At 43.5% G+C, this 23,451-nt stretch carries 33 protein-coding genes; 8 read left to right on the top strand and 25 right to left on the bottom strand.

The window, feature by feature from the left end; all coding sequences use genetic code 11:
- Nucleotides 1-21: 21 nt before the first annotated feature.
- From HOP38_RS02715 to HOP38_RS02640, 16 genes are all read right to left on the bottom strand, one after another.
- Nucleotides 22-1,422 (bottom strand): hypothetical protein, encoded by a 1,401-nt coding sequence (locus HOP38_RS02715; RefSeq protein WP_198557374.1) that lies wholly within the window; start codon nt 1,420-1,422, stop codon nt 22-24.
- Complete coding sequence (locus HOP38_RS02710) at nt 1,422-3,029, bottom strand: hypothetical protein (RefSeq protein ID WP_198557373.1); 1,608 nt, start codon at nt 3,027-3,029, stop codon at nt 1,422-1,424. Before HOP38_RS02710 ends, HOP38_RS02715 begins: the two co-directional genes overlap by 1 nt.
- Entirely contained in the window at nt 3,013-3,462 is a 450-nt protein-coding gene (locus tag HOP38_RS02705) for a hypothetical protein (protein ID WP_198557372.1), read from the bottom strand. Before HOP38_RS02705 ends, HOP38_RS02710 begins: the two co-directional genes overlap by 17 nt.
- Nucleotides 3,459-3,920, bottom strand: a complete 462-nt coding sequence (locus HOP38_RS02700) for a hypothetical protein (RefSeq protein WP_198557371.1) — start codon at nt 3,918-3,920, stop codon at nt 3,459-3,461. Before HOP38_RS02700 ends, HOP38_RS02705 begins: the two co-directional genes overlap by 4 nt.
- 3 nt (nt 3,921-3,923) lie before the next feature.
- A complete protein-coding gene (locus HOP38_RS02695; protein WP_198557370.1) occupies nt 3,924-4,436 on the bottom strand; it encodes a hypothetical protein in 513 nt (170 codons plus the stop codon).
- Between the two features lie 9 nt (nt 4,437-4,445).
- On the bottom strand, nt 4,446-6,449 hold the full coding sequence (locus HOP38_RS02690; protein WP_198557369.1) for a tail fiber protein: 2,004 nt from the start codon (nt 6,447-6,449) through the stop codon (nt 4,446-4,448).
- Nucleotides 6,449-7,087 carry a phage adaptor protein gene (locus HOP38_RS02685; RefSeq protein WP_198557368.1) on the bottom strand — a complete coding sequence of 213 codons (639 nt, stop codon included), beginning with the start codon at nt 7,085-7,087 and terminating at the stop codon, nt 6,449-6,451. Before HOP38_RS02685 ends, HOP38_RS02690 begins: the two co-directional genes overlap by 1 nt.
- Before the next feature lie 3 nt (nt 7,088-7,090).
- A complete protein-coding gene (locus tag HOP38_RS02680; protein ID WP_198557367.1) occupies nt 7,091-7,381 on the bottom strand; it encodes a hypothetical protein in 291 nt (96 codons plus the stop codon).
- Between the two features lie 83 nt (nt 7,382-7,464).
- On the bottom strand, nt 7,465-7,695 hold the full coding sequence (locus HOP38_RS02675; RefSeq protein WP_198557366.1) for an Ig-like domain-containing protein: 231 nt from the start codon (nt 7,693-7,695) through the stop codon (nt 7,465-7,467).
- Nucleotides 7,696-7,721: 26 nt separating this feature from the next.
- Nucleotides 7,722-8,639: an SU10 major capsid protein gene (locus HOP38_RS02670; protein ID WP_198557365.1), complete on the bottom strand. Its 918-nt coding sequence runs from the start codon at nt 8,637-8,639 to the stop codon at nt 7,722-7,724.
- A 2-nt stretch (nt 8,640-8,641) separates the two neighbouring features.
- On the bottom strand, nt 8,642-9,730 hold the full coding sequence (locus tag HOP38_RS02665) for a hypothetical protein (RefSeq protein ID WP_198557364.1): 1,089 nt from the start codon (nt 9,728-9,730) through the stop codon (nt 8,642-8,644).
- 32 nt (nt 9,731-9,762) lie between these two features.
- Entirely contained in the window at nt 9,763-10,071 is a 309-nt protein-coding gene (locus tag HOP38_RS02660; protein WP_198557363.1) for a hypothetical protein, read from the bottom strand.
- 198 nt (nt 10,072-10,269) lie between these two features.
- Nucleotides 10,270-12,306, bottom strand: coding sequence for a portal protein (locus HOP38_RS02655; RefSeq protein ID WP_198557362.1), 2,037 nt, complete (start codon nt 12,304-12,306; stop codon nt 10,270-10,272).
- A 1-nt stretch (nt 12,307) separates the two neighbouring features.
- Entirely contained in the window at nt 12,308-12,763 is a 456-nt protein-coding gene (locus HOP38_RS02650) for a hypothetical protein (protein ID WP_198557361.1), read from the bottom strand.
- Nucleotides 12,763-14,292, bottom strand: a complete 1,530-nt coding sequence (locus tag HOP38_RS02645) for a terminase large subunit (protein ID WP_198557360.1) — start codon at nt 14,290-14,292, stop codon at nt 12,763-12,765. The genes HOP38_RS02650 and HOP38_RS02645 overlap by 1 nt, the downstream gene beginning before the upstream one ends.
- The gene (locus tag HOP38_RS02640; RefSeq protein WP_198557359.1) at nt 14,289-14,846 is read right to left on the bottom strand and encodes a terminase small subunit; all 558 of its coding nucleotides are present in this window, start codon (nt 14,844-14,846) and stop codon (nt 14,289-14,291) included. Before HOP38_RS02640 ends, HOP38_RS02645 begins: the two co-directional genes overlap by 4 nt.
- Before the next feature lie 136 nt (nt 14,847-14,982).
- On the opposite strand from HOP38_RS02640, the gene HOP38_RS02635 reads away from it, so the two are divergent.
- The 4 genes from HOP38_RS02635 to lysC are packed head-to-tail and all read left to right on the top strand — an operon-like array spanning nt 14,983 to nt 16,314.
- Entirely contained in the window at nt 14,983-15,189 is a 207-nt protein-coding gene (locus HOP38_RS02635; RefSeq protein ID WP_198557358.1) for a hypothetical protein, read from the top strand.
- Complete coding sequence (locus HOP38_RS02630) at nt 15,170-15,700, top strand: lysozyme (RefSeq protein ID WP_242456500.1); 531 nt, start codon at nt 15,170-15,172, stop codon at nt 15,698-15,700. Before HOP38_RS02635 ends, HOP38_RS02630 begins: the two co-directional genes overlap by 20 nt.
- Before the next feature lies 1 nt (nt 15,701).
- Nucleotides 15,702-16,091: a hypothetical protein gene (locus HOP38_RS02625; RefSeq protein WP_198557357.1), complete on the top strand. Its 390-nt coding sequence runs from the start codon at nt 15,702-15,704 to the stop codon at nt 16,089-16,091.
- On the top strand, nt 16,000-16,314 hold the full coding sequence (lysC, locus tag HOP38_RS26190) for an Rz1-like lysis system protein LysC (protein ID WP_423250086.1): 315 nt from the start codon (nt 16,000-16,002) through the stop codon (nt 16,312-16,314). The genes HOP38_RS02625 and lysC overlap by 92 nt, the downstream gene beginning before the upstream one ends.
- A 105-nt stretch (nt 16,315-16,419) precedes the next feature.
- Here lysC and HOP38_RS02620 read toward each other — a convergent pair whose 3' ends face one another.
- The 9 genes from HOP38_RS02620 to HOP38_RS02580 all read right to left on the bottom strand — a co-directional run bounded on the left by HOP38_RS02620 (nt 16,420) and on the right by HOP38_RS02580 (nt 21,491).
- Nucleotides 16,420-16,875: a hypothetical protein gene (locus HOP38_RS02620; RefSeq protein WP_198557356.1), complete on the bottom strand. Its 456-nt coding sequence runs from the start codon at nt 16,873-16,875 to the stop codon at nt 16,420-16,422.
- A 309-nt stretch (nt 16,876-17,184) separates the two neighbouring features.
- Nucleotides 17,185-17,640, bottom strand: a complete 456-nt coding sequence (locus tag HOP38_RS02615; protein ID WP_198557355.1) for a hypothetical protein — start codon at nt 17,638-17,640, stop codon at nt 17,185-17,187.
- Nucleotides 17,640-17,846 carry a hypothetical protein gene (locus HOP38_RS02610; RefSeq protein ID WP_198557354.1) on the bottom strand — a complete coding sequence of 69 codons (207 nt, stop codon included), beginning with the start codon at nt 17,844-17,846 and terminating at the stop codon, nt 17,640-17,642. Before HOP38_RS02610 ends, HOP38_RS02615 begins: the two co-directional genes overlap by 1 nt.
- Nucleotides 17,847-19,394, bottom strand: coding sequence for a DNA cytosine methyltransferase (locus HOP38_RS02605; RefSeq protein WP_198557353.1), 1,548 nt, complete (start codon nt 19,392-19,394; stop codon nt 17,847-17,849). It lies immediately after the preceding gene.
- Nucleotides 19,395-19,438: 44 nt separating this feature from the next.
- Entirely contained in the window at nt 19,439-19,813 is a 375-nt protein-coding gene (locus HOP38_RS02600) for a RyR domain-containing protein (RefSeq protein WP_198557352.1), read from the bottom strand.
- Nucleotides 19,814-19,833: 20 nt separating this feature from the next.
- Nucleotides 19,834-20,058: an Acb2/Tad1 domain-containing protein gene (locus HOP38_RS02595; protein WP_198557351.1), complete on the bottom strand. Its 225-nt coding sequence runs from the start codon at nt 20,056-20,058 to the stop codon at nt 19,834-19,836.
- Nucleotides 20,059-20,229: 171 nt separating this feature from the next.
- Nucleotides 20,230-20,430, bottom strand: a complete 201-nt coding sequence (locus tag HOP38_RS02590; RefSeq protein WP_198557350.1) for a hypothetical protein — start codon at nt 20,428-20,430, stop codon at nt 20,230-20,232.
- A gap of 383 nt (nt 20,431-20,813) precedes the next feature.
- Entirely contained in the window at nt 20,814-21,284 is a 471-nt protein-coding gene (locus tag HOP38_RS26185; RefSeq protein WP_198557349.1) for a helix-turn-helix domain-containing protein, read from the bottom strand.
- A gap of 12 nt (nt 21,285-21,296) precedes the next feature.
- Nucleotides 21,297-21,491, bottom strand: a complete 195-nt coding sequence (locus HOP38_RS02580) for a Cro/CI family transcriptional regulator (protein WP_198557348.1) — start codon at nt 21,489-21,491, stop codon at nt 21,297-21,299.
- Nucleotides 21,492-21,601: 110 nt separating this feature from the next.
- On the opposite strand from HOP38_RS02580, the gene HOP38_RS02575 reads away from it, so the two are divergent.
- From HOP38_RS02575 to HOP38_RS02560, 4 genes are all read left to right on the top strand, one after another.
- Nucleotides 21,602-22,300, top strand: coding sequence for an XRE family transcriptional regulator (locus HOP38_RS02575; protein ID WP_340138493.1), 699 nt, complete (start codon nt 21,602-21,604; stop codon nt 22,298-22,300).
- Between the two features lie 171 nt (nt 22,301-22,471).
- Complete coding sequence (locus HOP38_RS26180; RefSeq protein WP_423250079.1) at nt 22,472-22,903, top strand: hypothetical protein; 432 nt, start codon at nt 22,472-22,474, stop codon at nt 22,901-22,903.
- Nucleotides 22,904-22,917: 14 nt separating this feature from the next.
- A complete protein-coding gene (locus tag HOP38_RS02565) occupies nt 22,918-23,241 on the top strand; it encodes a hypothetical protein (RefSeq protein WP_198557347.1) in 324 nt (107 codons plus the stop codon).
- Between the two features lie 2 nt (nt 23,242-23,243).
- Entirely contained in the window at nt 23,244-23,447 is a 204-nt protein-coding gene (locus HOP38_RS02560) for a hypothetical protein (RefSeq protein ID WP_198557346.1), read from the top strand.
- Nucleotides 23,448-23,451: the final 4 nt, after the last annotated feature.

Here is a 23,451-nt window from a genome sequence, read left to right as displayed (position 1 = left end):
CCGTAGAGTAAGTATAAGTCGTTAGTGTGGATAGCTCAACGCTATGTCTTGTTCGAACTTATTCATTATGACGGTTGCAAAGCTTCTAATTGCTCTGAACCGCATTTCTTGACCATGAGCTGTAGGGTTAGACATTGATGCACCTAAATAAACAACCTGATCCCCTCCTGAACTTGAAGCCTCTAAAATCACATTCCAGATTAAACGAATATCTCCTAAAAAATTTTGTTTATTCACGTCATTATACGCGATGCGTCGTACGTTAATTTGCGCACCCGGCTCAACAGATAAGATGTTTTCGTATTGTGGCAATCTCCAAGGCGTACTTGTGGGAGTCCATACTAGGTTTGACGGGATAACTTTTAAACTTGTCCAATCTTTTACGCTGTCTACAGTAACGCCGTAAATATCTGACGGTGAATCACACGTAAACCCGCTAATATCAAGAGTAACAACCATTGTTCGCCTGAAGTTCTCATTTGGTACTGTAATTTCTATTAGGCGCTGCCTTTTTGAGCTCGTATCATTTGCAGGGAAAACCCATTCGCTGTAGGGAATGGGCTGAAACTGCTTTGCATTCATACCAACACTACCGATTAACTTCCCTACTTCAACCTCACCATTGAACCTAGCTGAACCGTCATCCTTCATCCATAAAACTGCATTTGTTGGATCGTCATCACCAACAACAAATACATAATCTTTCAGCGCACCAGCTGCGGAAGAATGATCACCATTAATGATTACCGCCCCTGAACCCGAACCCGCTTTAATCGTGGTTTGTGAGGATATGTGACGGCCTAAAATTCCACCATCTACCAACATATCGCCGTCTATGACTTTTTGATATGGCGTCCATGCGCTGTTTAGAACAAAATACGCCTTAACATCGATAGGATCGGTAGTATGGTTGCGTAGATAAATCACGTCTCCGTTCTTTTTTTGACGACCAACCAAACTAGAAAACCACGCGTTTAACTCTGCCGTTGTTGGTGTTCTCGAGTTCCAGTCTTCTTTATAGGCCCATCGGTTTCCGTCGTCTCCGTCGGCACCCACTCCATTTTGACCACTCCACGGGACCGGATTGCTCCATGATGGAATAGGTTGCTGGCTAGACTGTGCCGGACCAGTAACAGCCCACACGCGCTCACTAGCCGTTGCTTCTGGCGGATTCTTTGACCATTCATGCAAGTCTGCATCTGTTGGCGCGTCTGGTTTGGTGGCTGATAGCTTGTATAGAGTAACGTTGATGTCGTTAACTTTCTTGATAATCCCGTTTTTATCGTCGCCTAGTTCTGAACTAATGCCGCCCAATGATAGCGATATTCTCTCTAATGCCTCCTGCAATTGAAAATCGTGATCTTCTGGTTGCTCTATTAATCGCGCTATTGGCTCAAATATATATATTTCTCTTTTGTCCATTAGCGACCACCTTTTAGAATAACGTCAATATCCCATCCAGAAATCCAAAAATAGCCGCTTTGGGGCTGCTCTATTTTTACTGATAAGTATCGCCATGAACCGCGCAAATCGACCTTTTTATCTCGACCGATAACAAAGGTTTGCTGCCTTCCCCACGAAACACCCTCTTGTGTGCTGTTGTGACCACCTACAGTAATGATTAACTCACCAATGCCCTTGATTTGAGGGTACAACGCCTTAATTGATTTTATCGGTTTTGAGCTTTGATAAAGAGACTCTAGATCGATTGCAGACTGAATAATATAAGGGGTTAAATTTGAATCAGAGCGATACGCGCCGCCATAGTTAGCGCGAAAAATGTCACCGGTTGAAGTTAGGAAAACAATGGAGTCCTCCACCGTAGTTCTTGCCAAGTCACTATAAGAACGCGTTTCCTCTTCGTGAGTGGTCCCAATGTTGGCATATGTGACAGCATTGTTTGGCAAAATCTTGATTCTTGCTGCACCTATCACCGTTGCGGCTAGTTCTGCGCCCTGTTTATCCCATTTGGAAGGCAAGCGGCGCTTAGTCCATGCGTTTGCCCTTTGATTGTAAATTAACGCATGTGTGAGCGAGCTAGAACCAACCTCGGCAAAGAGAAACAACACCTCATCGCGTTCGATAATAGTAACTACCTGGACCAATTCAGGATCGCCTACCCTCTCACTAAACCATCGCTGTATTTTGCCATCAGCAATATAAAGCGCCCTTTGTCCGTCATGCGCGTATATCTTGTCAGTGTCTACGCAAAAATGAACATTTTTCATCGACGCCAATGCGTTGCTATTCAAAATTCCTCGATCGTTATCTATAGGCGATATTTTGTAGATTTGCGGAGCGCCCATATACGCCATTTTTGAAAGCCCGTGTGTATGATAAATCAATACAGAGCGACCAATTTGCTTTGCGGTGATCACCTCTCCTAGTTCTGCCGGTGCAATATCTAGCCCGGACGTACTATCCGCCGCGCCGTAATTCCAATCCGTTGCAATGGTGTCTATCGCTAAAGGCGCTGACCACAAAACATTTTGTGATGCTGCGTTCTGCCCTAGCTGCACACGAAAAGCGACTAAATGATTCTGATAGGAAATAATTAACCCTGCTTTCGCATCAATTTTATTACCACCAGCTTGCCCGCTATCGGTGATTGCATCCCATCCCGGCAAAGGCTTTAACTCGCTATCTGTTGGGCCTAGATATAATGGTGCCATACCATCAGCGGAAAAAATGGCAAATTCACCATGTTGGGTTACATGCCAATCTGCTGCTAACACTCCCGCCGCCGGTGTTACTTCGGTGTTTCTGGTTGGGCTTTCATAAACGTAAAATTTATTGTTTACGGCTTCTTTGGTGATAACGATTGTTTTATCGCCGTCACCTAAAGCCCAGTTATGGACGCTTACGGCGTTAGCAATACTAAAATAGTAGCTTTCGCCCTCGATACTGCGGATCGTTCCGTCTTTGACATAGACGTTATCCCCATCTGAGAGAGCGTTGGCGGGTAAGTCAAAGTCCGGTATATCTAGCTGTAATCCATTCTGAGCAATGTCTCTAACTGGTACTAACATGTTCACCCTCGTACATTAAAAACGCTGTAAACGGCGTGTCTGTCGCGTCAATCTTTGGCGTCCCGTGCCTACCGTTGCAAACAAGATAGGTTTTACCGATAGCAAGCGGGTCGCCAGTGTAAGGAAAAACAAAACCTCGCGTTAATTTTGGAAGCGCAAGAAAATCCGCGTGAGTTTTACTAGTGATTAGATTAGCCGCATTGGTTACGCTTGTTATTGCCGCCGCTATCTCTGCGTCTATCGCGTCCAAATCCGTATTTATTGCCGTTATGCCACTCATTAAGCTATTAAGCTGATCGGACGTAATAGAAACCTCACCCTGAACGTTTGGAAAAGCTTGTTTTATAGTGGCCTTTAATTGCCTTAACTGATCATCCAGCCCCGACACTAAATCATTATCGCCGGGATCAATAACTAAGTCTTTTATGCTCATGCTTGCCCCTTAACCATTCCAGCAAATCTCTGTATTTCTGTTGTGGTAGGCGCACCAACCGGCGGATTGATAAAACCTTTACCATTGGCATTTAATAGCCCATAACCCTGCGGAATATTCGCCTCACTTTTCGTAAGCAATACTAAGCCATTTATCAAACTCACTTGAGCGACGGTTTTAGCGTAGGCTTGCGCGCTTTCTTGGCTCGGCGTTGCTTGCTCTAAAGCTTTTAGTTGATTCCTGGTCGCGGCAAGTCTGGTTTCTATCGCCTCCAAACCAGAGACAACCCTGTTTAATTCATCACTGGTTATCGTGGTTGCCTTGTCTATGTTGGGGAACGTGTTTTTTAGTGCGGATTTTATTAATTGAATGTGTCTAAACGCATCGCCTATTTTATCGCTTGGTGATGGATTCGCAGAGTTTAAACCGTGTATATACGTTGTTGCTTCGATTGCCATTTTTTACCCCACATATTTCACTACGAATAAGCCGGCAAAGTAGTTGATTGGCATTGAGTCTACAGCTTGAGAACCGCCGATTAATTCGATTGCTTTACTAGTAAGATCTTCTGTTCCATTGGTACCGTCACACTTCACCCATTCAGAAGGAAGAGTAAAGGCGCCTCCCGCCTCATAAAAAAGCGCGTAATACCCCCCGGATGCTAGATTTTTCTCAAGGCTCAAATCATCCCAAACATACGCTAACACCTGATCTTTTTTTTCGTTAGCGCCTTGAATACCTTCGTTCTTCTCATCTGAAACGTTACCTTTTTCAGAAGTAAGATCGGATAGCTTTGTCGGTAGTTTGTTAATGTTTTTTTCTGTTAGCGTCACCGGTGTGTCAAATTCAGGAAATGACGACTTAAGAACGGTTTTTACTAACCGTAAATGATCATCATCTTCACCCACATCCGCCTTTGACGTTGGTAGAGATTCATCAAGTTGATTAATATATTGAGCGTTTTCAATGGTCATACAAACTCCCTAGTACCTTGCGTTAGCGACATATCCATCTGTAAACACCCATGTGGTAGTATCAGTGGTATCGCATAACAGGCGCGCGCCATCTTTGTAGACAACATCAGCGGTCACTGTAGTACCGCTCTGCTGTTTGACATTAACGCTTGGAACTTTTCGCATGGTTACAGGGAACTTTAGGTTGCCCCTGCGCGAATTCGAATTAGTAGAAGGCTGTAACAGAAATTCTGACACGTCGTTATCTACGTAAAGCCTCTGACATTTAGCTAAATTAACTTGAGGTAAATCAGGAACAAAATCTGTAGCCTTGTCACCGCGCTCCAATTTTTGTCCACCTATCTGTATTTTTGAATTATCAGGGAAACGAAGGTCTACCCTACAGTAATATTCATCATGAACATTTTTTGTTTGAAGTTCAGGAATGTCAGGTACAACAATCGTACTTGTGTAACGTTTATCTCCTCCAGCCCAATAATCACTATCTAAGTGGTTTAATGTGATCGTGTTAGGCGTTCCTCCCCAAACAATACTTTTATCTGAGATTTTTAGTACATACACTCGAAACTCAACGTCTTTTGGCTGACTATCATCGCTATAATTCCACCCCCAAAATGACAACGTCACCGGACTGTCATTAATCGGTACGCTTTCAATGGTGCGATACAATTCAGTTCCATAAGCGGAACCTGTTGTTCCAATTTGAAAGTCTAGGTATTTAGTTAATGGATTGGGATGGCCAGCACCCTGTGCAAGATGCACCTGAGAGAAGGTGCCGCCATTAACAACCTGACAATCATCGACGACATAGATTTCTCCTGATGTCATGTTTCCGCCAAATCCTGTTTGGGCTACCGTAAAGTCGCCATTGATTAACAGGTTTTCGTTAGGGTGTCGCCCATCATCAACATACTTTTTTGATGCGGAGCTATTATCTGTGGCCGGCGTAGTTGGAACCTCGAATTGTTCCGTAGTGCTACCATTTAAATCAGCTTTTTGACCAGCTGTATTTGCTGCGCTTTCTGCGTATTGATAGGCATCATAAACCGCCTTTGATGTAGCGTATTGCGTTATGCTTTGACTATCTGTATCGCTTGATGCTTGCCAGTTTCTAAGATTGCTAGCAATATCAGCAAGGCCAATCGATACGCTGTTCCCCCTCTTAGAGCCACTAGGAAGTACAATTTCAGAAATTTCTAGGTTTCCGTCACCACCACCCCAAAAACGATCCGTGACTGCGTCGTAATAAAGCCTTGAGCCGTGCTCAACAACATTGTGGTCATCATTTTTCAAATCACCGGTTGTAAATGTGTAAGTTTGGCCTTTTGGTAGTATGATGAACCATATCGTAGAATGCGCTGGGTTTGGTTTGTCTGGGTATTCTTTTTGGGCGTTTGGTGTCCAGACTCCGCCATCTGCAAATGTTGTTGATACTGCATTTAGCACATCTGTTTTGGCAGCAAGAACAATATTTTTATCCGCCAGAACCGTTTGAGCGTCAGCATCTACCGCCTGTTTATCAGTAGCCACTTGACTAGCTAGTGATTGAACTTTAGTTTTATCAGCCTCCACTTCTGTCTTTGCCTGGTCCACTGCTAACTTTGATTGCGCGGCACTTTGAGCGTTAGAGCTAGATTCGACCGACCAATGCAAGGCAGAATAATGACCGGGGGTAACCTCCGTTCCGTGGGGATGTTCGGACCAATCCCTTGCGTTACTGGCATAGGTATTGGCATTAGACTCGTGTGTACCCGCGTTCGTTGCTGATTGTTCAGCCCTTTGCACGTCATTTGCAATTGCAGCTGTCGCCGCTTGGACTCTCAAATTAAATTGTTTTATTTCGGCTCTAGCCTCATCAACACCTTGATATATAAGTCCGATTTTTGCGTAGTATTCTTGATACTCACTAGCGAAAGTCTCATACGCCTTTTGCGCCTGTTCTGCGTAGTTTTTCGCTCTCAATTCAGCATCGAGAACAGTGTCGTTTTGACTACCTTGATATAATGAACCCATTACTGATAAGCCCCTCTTATTTGCAAGGTTCCACCGCTTTGATCATCGTTTCGGGCTAGCGCTTTAATCGCGTCTATTTTTTTTCCGAACTTTCGCTCATAAAACGCGGATCTATCCTCGTCATTGGTCCATAGAAACGCTTCTACCAAACAACCAGATAAATATAAATCTGGGTTACCAACTAAAAGAGGGTTTGAGTCACTATCGCTTTGTTTCTTAACGGACCAATCTATCCAAAATACTACCGTCACTTCATCTGTAGAATTAACATCTAACTCGGGAACAAAAACCAGCGTGCCACCGCTGCGACTATAACCAGTACGCCCCGTTTTTTTGCTCGTTGCCAATGCGTATTCATCTTGAGTTAGCCTGCCAACGGGTAACCCGTTTCTATATACGTCACGAATTTCAAGCAATCCATTGGGTATATTAACTGCAGTGCCGTCATTGGCGGCTACATGCGTTACTCTAACTTCGTTAGCTGGCGTTCTTAGTTCTGTGTAAATCGTACTTTCGGCATCCATGATAAAAACGTCCAACGCCGCCTTAAACTCGTCATCACCACGATCAACGACGGACAAAATTGCTTGCTTTAATGATGCGTAATCAGTGATTTTTGTAGGCATTAATGGAGTCATAGATCACCCGTTTTTTCTAATTAAAAATTGTGGGTATTCACTACGCAAAATTTGCATGAATCTAGCGCGGTTTTCTGTGTCGCCCTTTGGCAAGGTAAGCAAATTAATTCCATGCTTTCGGTTGATTTCATTAACCACAAATTCAGGTATCCGCGCAATGTGTGCGTTGTCTGCAGCAAACTTGCGATCCCCTGCCGCCTCACGCACAAACTCTCTAATCGGGTCGATGCAACGCGTGTCTACGCGGCTATGCTCGATAATCTGATCGCCCTGTTTAATTAATTTTGTTTCCATGCTCTAACCTCGCTCGAGTAAAGTCATTTTTGACTATGTTGGCCACAATTAAAAAAAGGGAGGCATAACGCCGCCCCTTGTTTTTATAACACCGTGAACTGTGCTGTCGATTTCACGCCAGTGGTATGATCTGTCCCAGTAATGGTCACCGTTCCCGATGCTCTACCTTCTACATTTCCATCTTGCATAATTCTGGCCTTACCAGGATCCGACGACGTCCAATCAATCGTGGAAACCTGTGCTCCGGATGGCTGAATATTTCCAACACTAGCTGTCGCCACATCTTGAACGGGGATAGGATTACGACTAAACAAAACACTAAACCCCGTCAAGGTTGGCGCTATGGCTTTTTTCCCACTTTGTAAGTGCCATGAGCTTTTCCGTTGTTAACTTGAAGCGTTAATTCAGTAAGAAGCTGCGCTTTGTCAGAGTCACCGGTTTTAGCTAGTGGTTCAACATTGGTTGCTCGTAACACACGAATTTTCGCCATTTCCGGATCGATCGCGGCAATTTCCTCGACCATTTGGAAACGGTCAATTACTACGTCTAGTTCACCATATGGCGTCACCAATAAATCAATGTAAGTAACTAACGCCGTACCGGTACCGAAGTCACGCTGACGACCTGATGCGGTAGCCATTGCTGCAATTGTTTTTGCGTGCGTGGTGTTAATTAATAATTTATTCGGCTCGCCGCCTGAATCATAGGTTTTTTCTAGCGTACTCATTAGTTCAGCTTCTACAAACGTCCCCGCTGCTGCTGCAGTAACTGTATTGTCAGCATGAACATAATTGAAAAACGAACCCAGCTTGCGAGTTTTGCCGCCTGATGAAGCAGTGCCTGCGCCGGCCACGGGCGCCTGACGACGACCTATCACGGCTTTTTCAATATCGCGTTTAAGCTCTTTGATTTTCTTCTCTGACTGATAAACAAATTCGTCATTACGTCCGTATTCATCAACGGCACGAATAGTACCCGACACTTTCACGGTTTTAGTGAAAATCTGTGTACGGTTGTTTTTCATGTCCGTTGGTGATTCGTCCGCGTCTTTAGCGTCTGCGCCTTCGTCCGCTGCGTTGTCCGCGTCTGCGTCCGCTAGGCTATCCTCTTGCCATTCAACAAGCGTATTATGACAAGAAGTACGCTGTAGCATGGAAAGCATAGGTGTGCGCGTTGGCGCAATGTTATAAACAACATCCTCGATGTCTTCCATATCACCGACGACGTTATAGCTGTCAATTGTTGTTGATGCTGCCATTCCTAATCCTTACGACCGTTGAACCGGTCAAACATTTTATTGCTTAATTTGCTAGCCAATAGAGCGCGGGCCGCTTTCTGGTCACCATTATTCGCCGCTTTAGTTAGACGCGCTTTTTCAGTCTGTTCTCTTGCTTCCTGACTGGCTTTTGCACGTGGTCGCGGCTGTGGTGTAGATTTCGGTTTAGTCGCGTCTTTCGCTTTCTTGCTTGCTGTATTAACGCGGTGTGAATTAACTAGTAATTTCAAGGCGCGAGGATCAGCAAGTAATTGCGGTAATTCGTCGTCACTAAACCCGGTTTCTTTCGCTAGGCTTTCTAAATCTGGTAGCAATGTTTCAATGTCCGGGATACTTCCGCGCACGCTGTCTATTGCTTCCGCTCGTTTCTGATCAATTGCCGCCGAATTTCTAGCTTTAAAGTCGTTCAAAAACTGTTCTTTTGCATTATCAATTTGCGACTGTCTTGCTTGCAATTGTTGATAGTTGCCTAACAATTCTTGATACTGCGCCGGGTTTTGCATTGACAATGCCCGCCAGTCAACACGCTCAAATTCACTTAGCGCGTTTTGGTTTGCATAGTCAAAAAACGTCAAATTATCCGCGTATCCTTGGCGCTCTGTTTCGAGCTCCGTTCTTTCCGCTGCAATAGCTTGCGTTTTCTGCGTGTAGTCCGACTGCCTCATAAGACGGTTTTGCAATTCGGCACCGGTGACGGGTTCATCGTCGCCAATGTCGTATAACGTTTCAGAATCAAACAATAATGCTAACGGGTCATTTTCTACGGGTAGTTTACTGTCGGGATCGTCATCTTCGTGATCGCCGTCCTCGTCGCTATCTAGCTCGTTTTCAATGTTATCCGTGTTATTGTCTAATTCTTCGCCCGTGTCAGAGTCCGTTAGCGGTTGTTCTGAGGAAGGGTTAGATCCATTAGAATCTGTTTCATTTGTTTTTGGCTTTACGCTTGGTTGTTCGAATGCTGTTTTTCCGAATCCTAGCGCCTCACCTAAAACGGATAGTTTTGCGCCCGCTGGTACTGGCTGAGAGTCCGCCGCCGTGTTTTCCGCTGCGCCTTGGTTATTCTCGTTTCCCATTGGTTCTACTCCTAGTATAGTAAATCTTAAACTTATTGATCAACGGCGGTTTTTTGCTGTTGCAGTCCGTTGTAGATGTAACCTAATTTCGCAGCTACGCGCTCAAGCGCTTTTAGCTCGTTTAATAAGTCGTTTTTTCTTCTCCCGTCAGCCCGTAAAATCTGACGGACCAAAGAATCAAAAGTGGTTTTGTAAGCAACATTAAACGAAGGATTCGACAATAAATGCTCGGCATTTTGTTGGAGATCGTTTAATTCGATTTGGTGCATGTCTGCCGCGTCTTTTTGGTGCTCCTGAATCAACGCTAAACTTTGCATCATGTCTTTTAGTTCACTTTCCACTGTCGCCCCCTCCCATAAGATCCGTTAGTGTTGATTTAGAATCCGTCGAATCTTCCGTAACCGGTTCGTTATTCGGCGGTGTACCGTTCGTTTCGTCCTCGACCTGTTCGCCCGACAATTCCTTAAACATTCGCTTTTTTTGCTCAAGTTTGTTTTTGCTTGCATTCTTGATCTGCCTACGTCGCTCTAAAAAATCCATTACAAAGTAACCCCGCGTTTCTGTGATTTTTCTAACTCATACTCACGGCGATCTTGAATTACATCATGAGCGAATTTCGCGTCCTCGCGTTTCTCTTTGTGCGCTTCTATTTGGTGATTAAATTGCTTGTCAGATAACGCTAGCTGTAGATTCTGGTTCTGCATTTCCATTTGGTTAATGTACTGGCCCATTTGCCCGATCTGCTGCTGCATTTGTTGCAATTGCATTTGCATTTGGCTAAATGACTGCATACCTTGATCGCCGCTAGGGTCTTGCATAAACATGTGCGGACTTTCACCCATTGACTTAAACACTTCTGAGTAAATGGCGTAGCGCTTTGCGGTTGGATAAATAAGCCCGGCATCCGGATCGGCTAGCATGGTGTTGTGCATCAACATTAAGCCTTGAGCGCGTTTTACTGCTTCCTCTTCCGTGACGGTCATTTCCGTACTTAGCTCAAAATCGCCTTGCATTTGAGTCGGGGAAATTTCCGTTTTTTCACCGCCAATTTCTAGCAATCTCGGCTTTTCATCCATTTGCGTAGATAGCTTGTAAATGCCGTCAAATAAAGGTTTTAGAATCATTTCCGCTATGTGGCGGGCCATCATCATAATGCGGGCCGTTGATAGGTTGGTTAATCGCTCGATCAGGCTATCGGCGTTCTGATTGCTAACCGCGTCACTGTTCAAACCTTGAGCTAATCGAGAAACACCGCCGCGCTGTTCTTTCTCTTGCTTCAATTCTTCCAACACAATCCCGGTTGCCGGGGATAATTGCGGCTGTGGAATATCCATCATTGCCGGTTTGCCGTCGATAAATTCAACGTCAACAATTCCGCCTATGTGGTTCTCTAGCAGTTGTTTAGGGTTTCTCACTAACTGCATATCCGCCGCCATGCGCCCGGTATTTACGCGGGAAAGGTGATCGATATATTGGCGCATAACCATAGAGCCTGATTTTTGAATGGGCTTGATTACTTCAGCTAGGGCCATGCCGTTTATTTTGTGGGCTTGTGGAAGCAATGAACCGACGATCAGTTGTGGACGGTCAACGGGAACCGGGTCAATTAATAACTGCCCGTTATAGTCACAAATACAGTTGTATAACTGCGCGATACCGTCGCCAATTAAATCAATCTCAATAAACGCGTTGTAAACCTTGTAAATCTTGCCCTCTTGCGTTGGGCTGTCATTCTCAAATACGGTTGTTTCGTCGTTGCGTCGACGCGATTCTGTGGTTGTGTCTGCGTTTGCTCGATAATTATCAATTGATTTTAACGCCTCTTGAGAAACACCCATTTTAACTAGCTCTGAGCCAGTTACGCGCATTTCCTCGGCAATAAACGAGCTCGTTTCCTGATCTTCTGCGCCCGACTCAATCAAGATCCGCTCTGGTGCGATAACTTCTATTTTTACTTTGCCCGCATCCTTAATTACTGCATAGTCAACGGTTACAGTTGAATCCGGGTTTTGTGTAACCCCGATTAATTGCGCATTGCTTTGTGTTAACTGCTGATCAAGGGCGTAAATATATTCATCTGAATGTGGGATCGTTGCCTGTCCCGGCACTTGGATCGGGTTTTTCTCCCAATACCATTTGAGGCCAAACCAACGATTTAACAAACCATCGTGAAAGGCATCGTGTAGAATCTTGTATCCCTTGTTATCGTTCCAAAAAATATCTTTGACCAAAGCATTACGCAATGCGGCGTTTTCAACGTCCTGCGTTGTCTGTGGCTTGTAATGAATGATGTTTCTTGCGCCGGTAAAGGTAGACAACAAACGCGCCTTTGCGCTCTCTACAGCGTCGAATACGTCCATTGTGATATGGTCGCTTTGCCCGTCCTGTTCATTCCCAAATTTTTCACCGTAGTAATACGCGTAGTTATCGCCCTTTTTTGTCCCTAATACGTGGTTTAAATCGGTGGCGTTCCCAATGTACTCACCTAATGCGCCCTCTAATTTATGCGTTACTTTCTCGTCAGTCTGAGGATCGTCGCTATCATGATCGTTAATGTTGCCGTCTAGCATATCCATTTTAAAAAATCCCCTTAATTCCCGGAGCTGCCACGGTTGCAACGTCGTCGCCTGTTTTCGTGTGCTCTTTGTTTGGCAAGTGTTCACTTATGTGTTTGTGCGCTTTCTCTGGCGGTATCTGCGCCAATAAAATCACATTCCAAAAATTATCCCCGCCTTGAAACGGTTGATATTGAACCTCTAGTCCATCAAGGTTTTTTAGGATTTCGTATAGGTCCGGCCCTTCCATTGTTTTAGGGAGTTCAACGACTGCATACAAACCACGCCCTGAGCCGTTATTTTTGCGCTGTCGCTCTCTCATTCTCTCCATGTTTCCGCGTGGCTGGTGCGCAATGCGACAACCTACGGCGGAGTAATGGATCTCAATTAAACTTTGTGGTTTGTGCTGTGTTGGCGCGGTCCCGTTGATCAAGGACATTTCATACTCTGAATATTCGCGCCCTGTTGGATGTTTCATTAAAAATACTCCCTACGCGCTAAGGTAAGTTTCAACGAGTCGCCTTTGTCCGGGGATCGCCCTAACTCTTTGCGTATTTCTTCCTTTGCCTCTAGAACTAATTGCTTTTCCGCGTTCTTACGCCCTCGATACGCGCACAACTCCGCCCTTAGTTCCTCGTCGTTTGGTAAATCAACCGGTAAATCACTATTTAGAATGACGTTTAAGCGCCCGATCATTTCCGCTCTGGCGTTCATATAAAGCGTTTTATCTTCTGCCTCTCCGCCAAAATAGATCGCGTGAATTCGGTTATTGATGCCGTGATATTTTTTGTGCAAGCCTTGAACGACCGTGATCCCCATTGCGCCGCCGTCGATTAGCATTGCTTGAGGGTTCTCACGCTCGAATAAGTCGTAAAGGTAATCAATTAGGTCTGCAGAATTGCCTTTGTATTCTTCCTGATCGAATTTGGTTCCCCAACGGCGAGTAATAATAATTCTGTCTTTTCCATCTCCGGCGGAAACGTCAACGCCAATTACCGGCGCGTCATCATTTGCAGCTAGCTGTGTATGTTGAGCACGAATAACAAGCTCTGATTTAATGATCCCGTCTAACATCGTTGAGGTAAACGCTACCTCCGGGCAATGCGGGTATTCTTGATCGAAAACTCTTTCCGGGTTTCTTTCGCCGTCGGTAAATTCAGCGATTTTTAAACGTCTCCAATATAGCGAGGCATCGTCTAAACCCTGATCGCCATACATATCAACTAACGCTTGCTCTGTTTGCGTTCGTTTGAATCCTTTGGGTGGTTTTACTTTGTATTCTTTAACCCAAAAATAAGGAATAAAAACGGGCGTGAATGGGGAAATGATTGGGTTTCCTTCGTCGTCCAATTCTCCGCGCTGCGCTTTCTCTGCTAACTGCCATGCAGAATAAAACCATCCACTCATGCCATTAGCAGTAGACTCGACAATAATATCTGCAACACTGGCGACGGATTGCAGCAAACCGGCTAACATTTCTGACGCATTGTCGTAAAACGCCGCCTCTGATAGATGCAACATTCCGTTTATTGTGTCGCCTCGTCCGATCTCGTCGCCGCTGGCGGTGTAAACGCGTATTCCGCTGTCAATGATGTCAAAAGCCAGTTCATAGGCGTTAGAGCGCTTTGTAGGGATTCTGATTTGATCGGGTAAATTATCATGGAAGCGGCGCGTCATATTAAAAAGAGTGGATGAACTTTTAGAGGTGTGCGCGATTACTGCTGACTGGATACCGGCGGCTAGTTGCGTTTTATGAACGCTCATACCTTCCGCTAAAGTTGAGATACCACTTTGACGACCTTTCAACACAAGGATACGAGCCGCGCCTAACTGTTCGCGCAACTCTTTGATTTTTTCTAATACAAAACGCTGTGATTCGTTGAGAACAAAAGGAATTAACCCGCCGTCTTTAGGGCGGATTTTTAAAAAGTCCTCCGAAAATGCCTCATAATCATCATCATAGATTTCTAAGATTTCTTCGAAATCCCAACTTTCGGCGGCGCTCATTTTTTGCGCCTTTTGATTATGTCTGCAAACTGTTCCGCCGGGCTAATCTCGATACGGTTAGCAAAGGCACCAACGGCAACGTGTTTACCTATCAATTCTAGATTTTTAACTTTGTCGGGCCATTTGATTTTTTTTAGTAACCCTAGTTGTTCTTTGTCGTCGCCGCGTCCCTCCCAAAGTTCCGCGATTTCGAAACCACCGATAAATTGTCGCCATGTTTTGGGCCATTCACTAATGGGCTTTAATCCGCCATCGTCGCTTAGAATATCAAGGACGTCCATTTCGTCAATTTCAACTAAGCGCTTTAAAACGTAGTCGGAATCAATTTCCGTCCGTTCTACTCTGTTTTGTTTTGCTTGCTGTACTTTGTGCCAGATATGAATGTGTTTTTCTGCACAATTGTCAAAGTCCCCTACCCATGTAGAGCAAACGCGGCGCGCATAGCTAGCGGAATAACCCGCTCTAACACCAGCAGCACTGGCATTTAAGTCAATGAGGTATTCAGCAACAAACGCCTGTTGTTTTGGATTGAGTTTCTTTGCATCACCATCCATAACCAAATCTTCACCCTATACCATCTCTGTATAAATTCTATCTCTCCCCAATCATAGTTGCAATTATTGCAACACAACATGCTAAACATTTCACTTTGTGCAACAATAATATGAATCATAACTGTTAGGTGGATTTATGGATTTAGTAAGTCAAAAGTCATTTCATGCTTGGATTCTTTCGACTATTGCTATGTGGAATGCTAGCGGGGTTTTTCAGGCTATATCGACACTAGTTAGCGCAATATCGGCAGCGGTGATCATTTGGTACTACATAGGAAAAATCAAAGAAACCAATGAAAGAAGAAAATTAAGGAGGGAGCGTTTTGAGCGCAGGAAATATTAAAAAAACGCTTTGTGCCATGGCTGTCATTGTGGGAATAGTTGTCGGCACTCATACAGAGTTGCGCACCTCAAAGCAGGGCTTAGAGCATATATTTGACGTTGAGGGTTGTAGATCAAAAGCATACCAATGCAGCGCCAATAAATGGACTATTGGCGTGGGTCATGCGTCGAACGTTAGCCAGGAACAGACCGTCACTAATCAGGAAATTGCGGATTACTATGCGATGGATATCAAGACTGCAGAATCAACCGTTGATAAATTAGTAAAGGTCCCCGTGGCTCAGTACCAGTATGACATGTTTGTGAGTTTCGTTTTTAACCTTGGAAGTGGTAATTTTTCACGCTCAACGATGCTAAAGCGAATTAATGAAAATAACATCGTCGCGGCATGCAATGAGTTTCCTAAATGGGTTTACGTAAATAGAAAAAATTGCAATGATAAGGAAAGCAATTGCTACGGCATAGTACATCGCCGTGAGATAGAAAAAAACATCTGTTTGAATGGGTACTAATATGTTTGGCCATGTAAAATTTGCACTCATTATTGCTAGTCTATCCGTTATGTCTGGAAGTCTAATTAGCAATTACTTTCTCTTTAGAAACTGGCAAAACGAAAAGACACAAAATACGGTCATGTCTAACCAACTCAAAAACATGACCAGTATAAACAACTCACTCAATATCGTTGTTGAGCAATTAAAACAACGCCGACTTTTAGATCAAAAAGTCCTAGACGAAAAAAACACCATAACGCAAAGGCTAGATGGAGTAGAAACCAATGTGCTTTCCAAACTACAAAATCTTCTCGAAAATGAAAAATGCGCTAATACTACTATTCCTTACTCTGATAGCTGGCTGTACCACAGTGCCCCCAAAAATAGTCAAAGAAGTAAAGCTGATTGATAATAAACCACCAGCGGCACTACTTTCTGAACCGATACGGCCCTTCAATACTCCACCCAAAACATACAGTGAAGCTGTCGAACGCGATCAAATATGGCTTTGTCAGTGGGAAAAATTAGCATGGCAGATTAGCGAGATTCGAGCTTATTACAAACTCAATACAAAACACGATTGGTTATGCATAAAGTACATGGATGAAACTGAATCTGACGGGGAAAACTAAGCCCACGCGGTTGGGGTTGCGTGGGCTTAGTATGCAGAATATATGGGAAATTCTACGAGGTCATTGTAAGCATGATGCATTATCACGTTCAAGCGATGGAGTTAATCATTTAAAATCGCTATTATGCGGGGCTGCGGACAAAGGTAAGGTGTATTGATTCGTCCAGAACTTTGCGCACCTTTCCTTTTGTCCCACTCCAAATGTCATTCCTAGCGCTATGCGCCAATCAATTGCTAATTCACTCGGAGCCTTACAGGGTTTAACGATCTCCCCGCGTTTTTCTTTGGCCTTTGAATCATACTGTTTTTGTTTGTGGTTCAAATCAATGTCAATCAAACGGAATTCATATCGGTGTTTAGGGTTACGCTCAAACTTAAAGCCATAGCGATATAGTTTGTGTTTGTTCCCGGTTACGTCAGCATCAACGAGACGCTCCATAAACTTGATAGAGTGGTAATCATCGCAATTGTCTAAGTAAAGCTTTGCAACTGCGTATAGGTCCGTAGCTTTGCGGCCTTTCTTGTTGGCCCATATATCAAATTTTTCTCTTAGCGTTTTCATTGCTTCATTCGCTCCGTGTAAATATCCTTTGCCTTGTCCATTCCGCTAGCTGTTAGCTCCACGCCCAAACTGAGATCTTTAAACCTACAGACACGTAATAAATTCTGTTTGCCTAGCGTATGGATCCCCTTTCTGTAGTTAGCCGGGTCAATAACTCCCGCTCGTATGTTCTGAACCATCCCTAGCACTTTGGAAACCTTAAACGGCGGTTTGTGGCCCCTCTGCATGAGTAGCAGCAAAATAAATAAGGTTTCCGACTGTGCGCGAGATATGCGGTTTACCGTCATTCCTTAATCACCTCCCGAGTGATTAGAAGTAATCACCCTCAACATCTATTTCTATATGCTGCCAGCTTTCAGATTTGTAAGCGCTCTTGATCTCTTTCTCGTAATTGAACAACGGCGAGGTTTGAGCGCTGTTTCTACTAACGGCAATCCATCGTTTTTTTGTTACTGGTTTGATGCGAAATCCATATTCATCTTTCATAAATCCACAGTGGGTATGCCATTTTGGATCTCGTTCGAATTTCTCAAGCGTCAACCACTCCCGTCCGGGTCTTCGCATTTGAACTTCGCCGCCGTTTAGCCAGTGTAAGCACTCTTTTTTGTACTGCCCCAAACACAGGTAATATTGATAATCAGCATAAAATGAGACTCCTTTGCTATCCCCATCCTTTTCAATCCATTCACCATCGATATTGCGGAATTGAACTAATTCCATATTTGCGGCCTTGGCTACAATCATTTCGTAATGTTTGTGTTTCATTAGCTTTCACCTCGCACCTTGAGTGTGATATACGACGCCGCTGCAATAATTTCATCCCAATCGTCGAAAAACTGCCAATTAGGATGAGTCGGATCAAAATCAACTCGGTTTATCGAATCCCAAATTTCAGAAGCTAACTTATTTATGTAGTCAGAACTGTTATCAATGATTTCTTGCTCTCTTAAAGTCGGTTTTGATAATTTCATTTAAATTCGTCCTCTTGATAAATCGATACGCGGGGCCGATTCCCTTTGCACCTGTTTAACGTGTTCAATTTTTTCGCTTAACGCATTCTTGCGTAGTAGATCTTCGTTGACGTTCTCGATCTCTTTCTGCGTAACAGTTTCCTCAACTAGCATTTGTAAAAAAACATTGGCATAGAAGCGGGCGAGTCTTGGCTTTGCCCGATTAAAGTAATAAAGGTAAATATTTTGATATTGCTCGGATGCAAACTCCCTTAGGTCCTGGGGAAGAAAATTTAGTCTTATGTAAATCCAATCCCTATCCGATTTGATGCCGTATTTTTTATGTCCTCCAAAGTAAACGTGTGGATAATTCATTATTAAATCCCCCAACAAATGAATAAAAAAAACTATGATCGTGTCTACGTTCCACCCATTACCCAACATCTTGTAACGCTGCGTATTGCTAACGTGGTTTGTGTAGTTATCTGGCACACCCTGTAAGCGCTCGTACTCGATACAAGTCAGCTTTCGATAATACATACCGTCAACTAATTTAAAGTTCTGGTGCCAACCGTTTGCGGTTAATGATGGGGATTTTCCATCGAGGTCGCGTAACCCTGCCGGGTTATTTCCTCGACCGCTAAAAAACAACGCGATAACGTTATCTTTCTGAACTGTCGTTAAACAGTTGGTTTCCTCATCCTTCCTTAGTTCAATTCGTTGCTCTGTTTTCCCTTGCATAGAATTAACTTTGTGATCTGCTCGTTTTCCGTCGACTATGTACCGACCACGAATCGAACCGCAAACTACAGCCGTTTGGGTTTGGTTTCTGTTTAACCCGCGCCAATCACTGGCGTTTAACGCAAATGCTTTATCTAGTGGTTTTCCAACTCCATCCTTACGGCTATAGCTAGCAGCGAATAAGACCGCATCACCATCTTTTTTAATGTCCGTTTGCAAAATATCCTTTAGATAAATATTGCGATCTTCCGGTAATTCAAACCCCCAATTGTGCCAATAAAAACGCTGCCTGTTTTGTGCGCAAACTATTGCGGAGTTCATAAAGTTAGGGACTGTGTTTAATGCTTCGGTAATCATTTCTAAAAACGGTTTTTTCATTTTTACGTTTTCAAGGAAATATTTAACGTCCGGGTTCTTGCGTCTTGCAAAATCCAGCAAAAGAACAAATTCCCAAAATAGGTATGATTGACTTAAAAACTCTGCCCCCATATGTTTCATTAGTAGGTATGTTTTTCTATCTGTAACTAAAACCTCTTTTCCGTTCAAAATTGCCTTTGTTCCGGCTTGCCCTCCTGCCATGCTGAATCCCTGACAAGGCGATCCGGCTACGATCACGTCAACCTTTGACCAATCAATATCCCAATAGTACCAATCGCAAACGCTACCCATATGTATGTTGTTCGGGTTGTTTGCCTGGTCCACTTTGTTTGCATGTGGGTCGACTTCCGATACATAAACGCGGTCAAACTTTAGGCCTATTGCGTCAATGGCAATATTGAAGCTACCTAGTCCGTGAAATAGGCTAATGGCCGTTCTTAACTTGATCATAATTCTCAACACACCATTAAGGGCTAATTAACGCCCATTTGCGTTTATAAGTAACGTTCAATTCTGTGGTTAACGAGGAAGCCAAGAGAATGCACCGTTTGTTTAAATAGATGGTCTTTGCATCGTTGTTCACTTGGCAATTCTTCGTATTCGACAAGGCAAGGATGCGTTTTTTCTTCCTCGTTTTTTTCTTCCCCATATTTCCAACCATCTGCAATCTTTTCTTCCATCCAATTTTTGTGACTATCTGCGGGATCCGCGTCCGGGTTTTCTAGATGGAAGTTAACGCCATTGATAGCGCTCATTTTTTGCCAATCTGGGGCTTTGTCCCATTCTGGCTGCGAGTCGTCACCGATTGACGCACAAAAGGCGCGGTTTATTTCGTGACATACCTGAGCAATTTTTATAACTGATTTCATTTTTCTGTTTCCTTGTGTTGTTAAAACGAATCTGGTTTTGCTACTGACCGAACCGCTGACATAACGCCCTGTTGCAGATGGGTTTCAGCAATTGATACCCAACGCTGATCAACTGTTTCGTTTTCTCGTAGCATTCCAATTAAACCTTTGAGTTTTTCACCCATTTCTTTACAGGTATTCATTAGGTGGATTTCTTGAGCGTCTAACTCGCGATAGCCTTTGATTTTTCTATGTTGGTTTTCCATTCTTTCCTCATTTCAGATAATTAAATTCGTTTTCTAGTGCTATCTGATCTTTCAAGTTTTCGATTTTTTTACGAGCCTCGAACTGTCGAATTCTTTCAGCGTCCGGTTTTTCTCTGATTGCATCAGGTTTGCGCTTTGAGACTGTAAAATCCTTCCAATCTTCTTTCATGGCTAGACCTCAACAAAATAAACGCTTCTTCCATCCTCACGGCATACGTTGTCGCACTGCACTTGAAGACAATCAAAGTGACCAAACTCAAACGCACATTTCCTGCAGTCTGCTAAGTCATCACCTGAACCATTCATGACTCTGTAATTACGTCCTGCAATGGTCTGGATTTCGGTTACTGGTATCTCTGTACTGGTTGGCATATGCAATCACCTCGCTAATTACTTAGTCTTCTCAGGTTCTCGTTACTGGCCGTTTCAGCCACATTGCAGACAAATGCACTAAATGAACTGAATGCATTCTCGTTTGTGCAGTCCGTGTAGTCGCTATAGGTGTCACCCATCGATGCGCAACCTGATAATGCAACTGAGATTAAAAAACAGGCTAATATTTTCAATGTTGTCTATCCAATTGAATCTTTAGTCTTTCAGCAGAGTCAAATACCCTTGCTGAATCGGTTTAGCTTTCTTTGTAAGGCCTTAAACTAAATTATTAGAGCCTTTGCTAATGTTTTGAGTTCTAGGCCACTTAAAAGCTCATAGGCTTCATTGCGTAGGAGTAAGCAATCATTTTTTTCAGTGAGTGCTCAAAACTTCACTTCCCTACCTTGCTCTCTAAGTTCCTCCCTAAACTCTTCCGAAGGGCTAATTTCGTTATTTCGCCGATTTCTTTTTTGTTTATTTTTTTCTTTAGGATCATTGTTAGGATCTCTTTTAGGATCGTAGGCAGATTTCGCACCCCTAGACCTGCGGATTTCGCACCCCCCACCTGCGGATTTCGCACCCCTAGACCTGCGGATTTCGCACCCCAAACTTAACTGGTAAAGTGATGACCGATTTTGACGACGAGTTACCGTTACGAGCCCTTTTTCCTCCAGTATTTTTAAGTTATCTCGAAATGTCCTAACGCCAATTTTGCAACGTGATGCCATTTTTTCGATTGAATACCAGCTCAAACCATCATCATTAGAATTATCCGCAAGCTGGAGGAGAACGAGCACTTGCGCCCCTTTTATCCCCTCTTGCTCCCAAGCCCAAAATGTACATTTAGCGCTCACGTTTTTGCGGACCTAATTACGGCTGCTGGAGCCATTCGCTGAGATGCCTTCAACCTTCAACGCGCCCTCGGTAATTTTTTCAATCTGGTAAGCACGTAGTTCTGGAATGTTATCTTTCCATTTATGGACAGCTACTTGTGAAATGCCCAATGCATTCGCTACCGCCTGCTGCGAACCGAAATGATCTATCACTAACTTTTTATTCATTGAAATTACTCCTCAAGTACAAATCCGATAACCAATATAACTCTGGTTAATTCACAGTTCAATAACTTTGGTTTATTTTATTTCTCTAACCTAAGTTATAAAATGAGGTAATGAATATGCTATCAACAAACATTAGAGCCAGACTAAGGGCTCTTGGAATGACTCAGAAAGTGCTAGCCGAAAAGGCTGGCATATCCCAAGTCATGGTTCATAAACTTTTGTCTGGGAAAACGAAGAGCACCGCAAAGATAATCGAATTGGCAAAAGCGCTTGAATGCGATCCAGGGTGGCTCCAAACTGGAATTACTGATGCCAACCCAAAGCCACATATGACACCAGGTTTTAGTTCACGGAATGAATCTGGCTCTAAAAATAATGACGAGATATCCATACCGTTCGTGTCTCGATTGACATTGACTACAGGAGGTACTGTCCTTTCAAGTCAGCAAAAATATGAGGCAGAAAAACTATTACACTTTCAAAAGAGTGCATTAGTTAATGCTGGCGTTGATTGGAACAATGCAATCTGTGTAAATATGACGGGGAACTCTATGGTTCCAGTGTTATTAAATGGCTCAACAGTTGGTATTAACTGCTCAGATACAGACCTTATTAGTGGTAAGATTTACGCCATAAACCATGCAGGTGAGCTTTTCATCAAGCGACTTTATAGCCTGCCCAATGGTGGGCTTAGGGTATATAGTTTTAACGAAATAGAGTATCCCCCTAGAGAATACTCGAAAGAACAAATTGCTGAAGAGAGTATTGTGATATTAGGTAAAATATTCTGGTATTCGGTCTTCTTTTAACAACACTCCGTTCCCTCGATCCGCACATCCCGCACTAGCGGGATTTTTTACGCCTACGAAATAAAATTTAACTAAAGTTATTGACGTTATGTACTAACCATAGTTATATTTATAACCATTGTATGGTTTGGGCTAGGAAACTAGCCTTGTTAAAGATTGGGGATTCTTATTATGCCAGTAGCTAAACACACTCTCACCAAACTACAGTCCGCTATTTATTTTGAATTATTGGAACATGGCCAGCTAACTGGCTATGACATTAGCAAGATTATTGACGGTAAAGATTTGTATTGGAGTCATCAGCAGGTTTACAGAGAGCTGCCAAAAATGGCACTAAAAATGGTCTACGTTCCTCAAGAAGGAAAGCCCGATAAAAAAGTGTACTCACTACCTAACGAAACCTTTTATAGCCACAAAATTAAAGATATAGACCTTTTATTCCTGTCCGCATATCCAGACCAAAATCTCATCGATATGAGAATGTCTTATATCGATGACCAGCTACAAGCACTATCAAGCGTCCCATTATCAATCATTAACTGCTTTCGTATCGAGATCACCAACCTCGAGCGCGAGTATTTACTCAGCCTTAAAACTCACTAATTGGAGATAACATTATGAAAAACCAAGCAATCGAAATTGGCGCACCTACATGCCACTTAGAGCAGGGAGCGGCACATTACCCGCAGTTCGAACAAGTTAGAGATAAGTTGACGTCTCTCGCAGCTCGCATTGAAAGCACCGACAGTCAGTTAATGCAAACCAACTTTCAATTATTTGGCTGCACCAATGAGCCCGAAGAAGAATCATCCAGTAACTTAAATGTAAAGGCTAAGGAGCCAGAAGGCAGAATTAATACTCTCCTTCATATTCTTAACGGGTGTCATAGACATCTAGACCACATCGAAGAAGAGCTTGTTCGACTTTCTAGAGAATTATAGCCATGGCAACAGGTCAACATATCGAATTCGTGCGACGCAATGTCGCACTAAAAATGGAGCTCAAGGGCTATAACAAAAAACAAATTAACATTGGCTGCGATGCGGCTATCAAGGCATATCAAAATGGCGCTGCGCATTCAAACGGCAAGTTATTTGATAGTTGTTTAAATATCGCTTTTGCTGCGGTCGGAAAGCCAAAAAAATAAGGAC

This window comes from Vibrio mediterranei (assembly GCF_013364395.1).
Lineage (GTDB): Bacteria > Pseudomonadota > Gammaproteobacteria > Enterobacterales > Vibrionaceae > Vibrio > Vibrio mediterranei.
Note: the sequence above shows the minus strand (reverse complement) of the source record. Positions and strands in the feature narration are given on the sequence as shown.

Bases quoted from the DNA above. Each gene is read 5' to 3' on its own strand.
- HOP38_RS02715 (WP_198557374.1), bottom strand. From the start codon at position 1,422: ATGGACAAAAGAGAAATATATATATTTGAGCCAATAGCGCGATTAATA.
- HOP38_RS02710 (WP_198557373.1), bottom strand. From the start codon at position 3,029: ATGTTAGTACCAGTTAGAGACATTGCTCAGAATGGATTACAGCTAGAT.
- HOP38_RS02705 (WP_198557372.1), bottom strand. From the start codon at position 3,462: ATGAGCATAAAAGACTTAGTTATTGATCCCGGCGATAATGATTTAGTG.
- HOP38_RS02700 (WP_198557371.1), bottom strand. From the start codon at position 3,920: ATGGCAATCGAAGCAACAACGTATATACACGGTTTAAACTCTGCGAAT.
- HOP38_RS02695 (WP_198557370.1), bottom strand. From the start codon at position 4,436: ATGACCATTGAAAACGCTCAATATATTAATCAACTTGATGAATCTCTA.
- HOP38_RS02690 (WP_198557369.1), bottom strand. From the start codon at position 6,449: ATGGGTTCATTATATCAAGGTAGTCAAAACGACACTGTTCTCGATGCT.
- HOP38_RS02685 (WP_198557368.1), bottom strand. From the start codon at position 7,087: ATGACTCCATTAATGCCTACAAAAATCACTGATTACGCATCATTAAAG.
- HOP38_RS02680 (WP_198557367.1), bottom strand. From the start codon at position 7,381: ATGGAAACAAAATTAATTAAACAGGGCGATCAGATTATCGAGCATAGC.
- HOP38_RS02670 (WP_198557365.1), bottom strand. From the start codon at position 8,639: ATGGCAGCATCAACAACAATTGACAGCTATAACGTCGTCGGTGATATG.
- HOP38_RS02665 (WP_198557364.1), bottom strand. From the start codon at position 9,730: ATGGGAAACGAGAATAACCAAGGCGCAGCGGAAAACACGGCGGCGGAC.
- HOP38_RS02655 (WP_198557362.1), bottom strand. From the start codon at position 12,306: ATGGATATGCTAGACGGCAACATTAACGATCATGATAGCGACGATCCT.
- HOP38_RS02650 (WP_198557361.1), bottom strand. From the start codon at position 12,763: ATGAAACATCCAACAGGGCGCGAATATTCAGAGTATGAAATGTCCTTG.
- HOP38_RS02645 (WP_198557360.1), bottom strand. From the start codon at position 14,292: ATGAGCGCCGCCGAAAGTTGGGATTTCGAAGAAATCTTAGAAATCTAT.
- HOP38_RS02640 (WP_198557359.1), bottom strand. From the start codon at position 14,846: ATGGATGGTGATGCAAAGAAACTCAATCCAAAACAACAGGCGTTTGTT.
- HOP38_RS02635 (WP_198557358.1), top strand. From the start codon at position 14,983: ATGGATTTAGTAAGTCAAAAGTCATTTCATGCTTGGATTCTTTCGACT.
- HOP38_RS02625 (WP_198557357.1), top strand. From the start codon at position 15,702: ATGTTTGGCCATGTAAAATTTGCACTCATTATTGCTAGTCTATCCGTT.
- lysC (WP_423250086.1), top strand. From the start codon at position 16,000: ATGAAAAATGCGCTAATACTACTATTCCTTACTCTGATAGCTGGCTGT.
- HOP38_RS02620 (WP_198557356.1), bottom strand. From the start codon at position 16,875: ATGAAAACGCTAAGAGAAAAATTTGATATATGGGCCAACAAGAAAGGC.
- HOP38_RS02615 (WP_198557355.1), bottom strand. From the start codon at position 17,640: ATGAAACACAAACATTACGAAATGATTGTAGCCAAGGCCGCAAATATG.
- HOP38_RS02610 (WP_198557354.1), bottom strand. From the start codon at position 17,846: ATGAAATTATCAAAACCGACTTTAAGAGAGCAAGAAATCATTGATAAC.
- HOP38_RS02605 (WP_198557353.1), bottom strand. From the start codon at position 19,394: ATGATCAAGTTAAGAACGGCCATTAGCCTATTTCACGGACTAGGTAGC.
- HOP38_RS02600 (WP_198557352.1), bottom strand. From the start codon at position 19,813: ATGAAATCAGTTATAAAAATTGCTCAGGTATGTCACGAAATAAACCGC.
- HOP38_RS02595 (WP_198557351.1), bottom strand. From the start codon at position 20,058: ATGGAAAACCAACATAGAAAAATCAAAGGCTATCGCGAGTTAGACGCT.
- HOP38_RS02590 (WP_198557350.1), bottom strand. From the start codon at position 20,430: ATGCCAACCAGTACAGAGATACCAGTAACCGAAATCCAGACCATTGCA.
- HOP38_RS02580 (WP_198557348.1), bottom strand. From the start codon at position 21,491: ATGAATAAAAAGTTAGTGATAGATCATTTCGGTTCGCAGCAGGCGGTA.
- HOP38_RS02575 (WP_340138493.1), top strand. From the start codon at position 21,602: ATGAATATGCTATCAACAAACATTAGAGCCAGACTAAGGGCTCTTGGA.
- HOP38_RS26180 (WP_423250079.1), top strand. From the start codon at position 22,472: ATGCCAGTAGCTAAACACACTCTCACCAAACTACAGTCCGCTATTTAT.
- HOP38_RS02565 (WP_198557347.1), top strand. From the start codon at position 22,918: ATGAAAAACCAAGCAATCGAAATTGGCGCACCTACATGCCACTTAGAG.
- HOP38_RS02560 (WP_198557346.1), top strand. From the start codon at position 23,244: ATGGCAACAGGTCAACATATCGAATTCGTGCGACGCAATGTCGCACTA.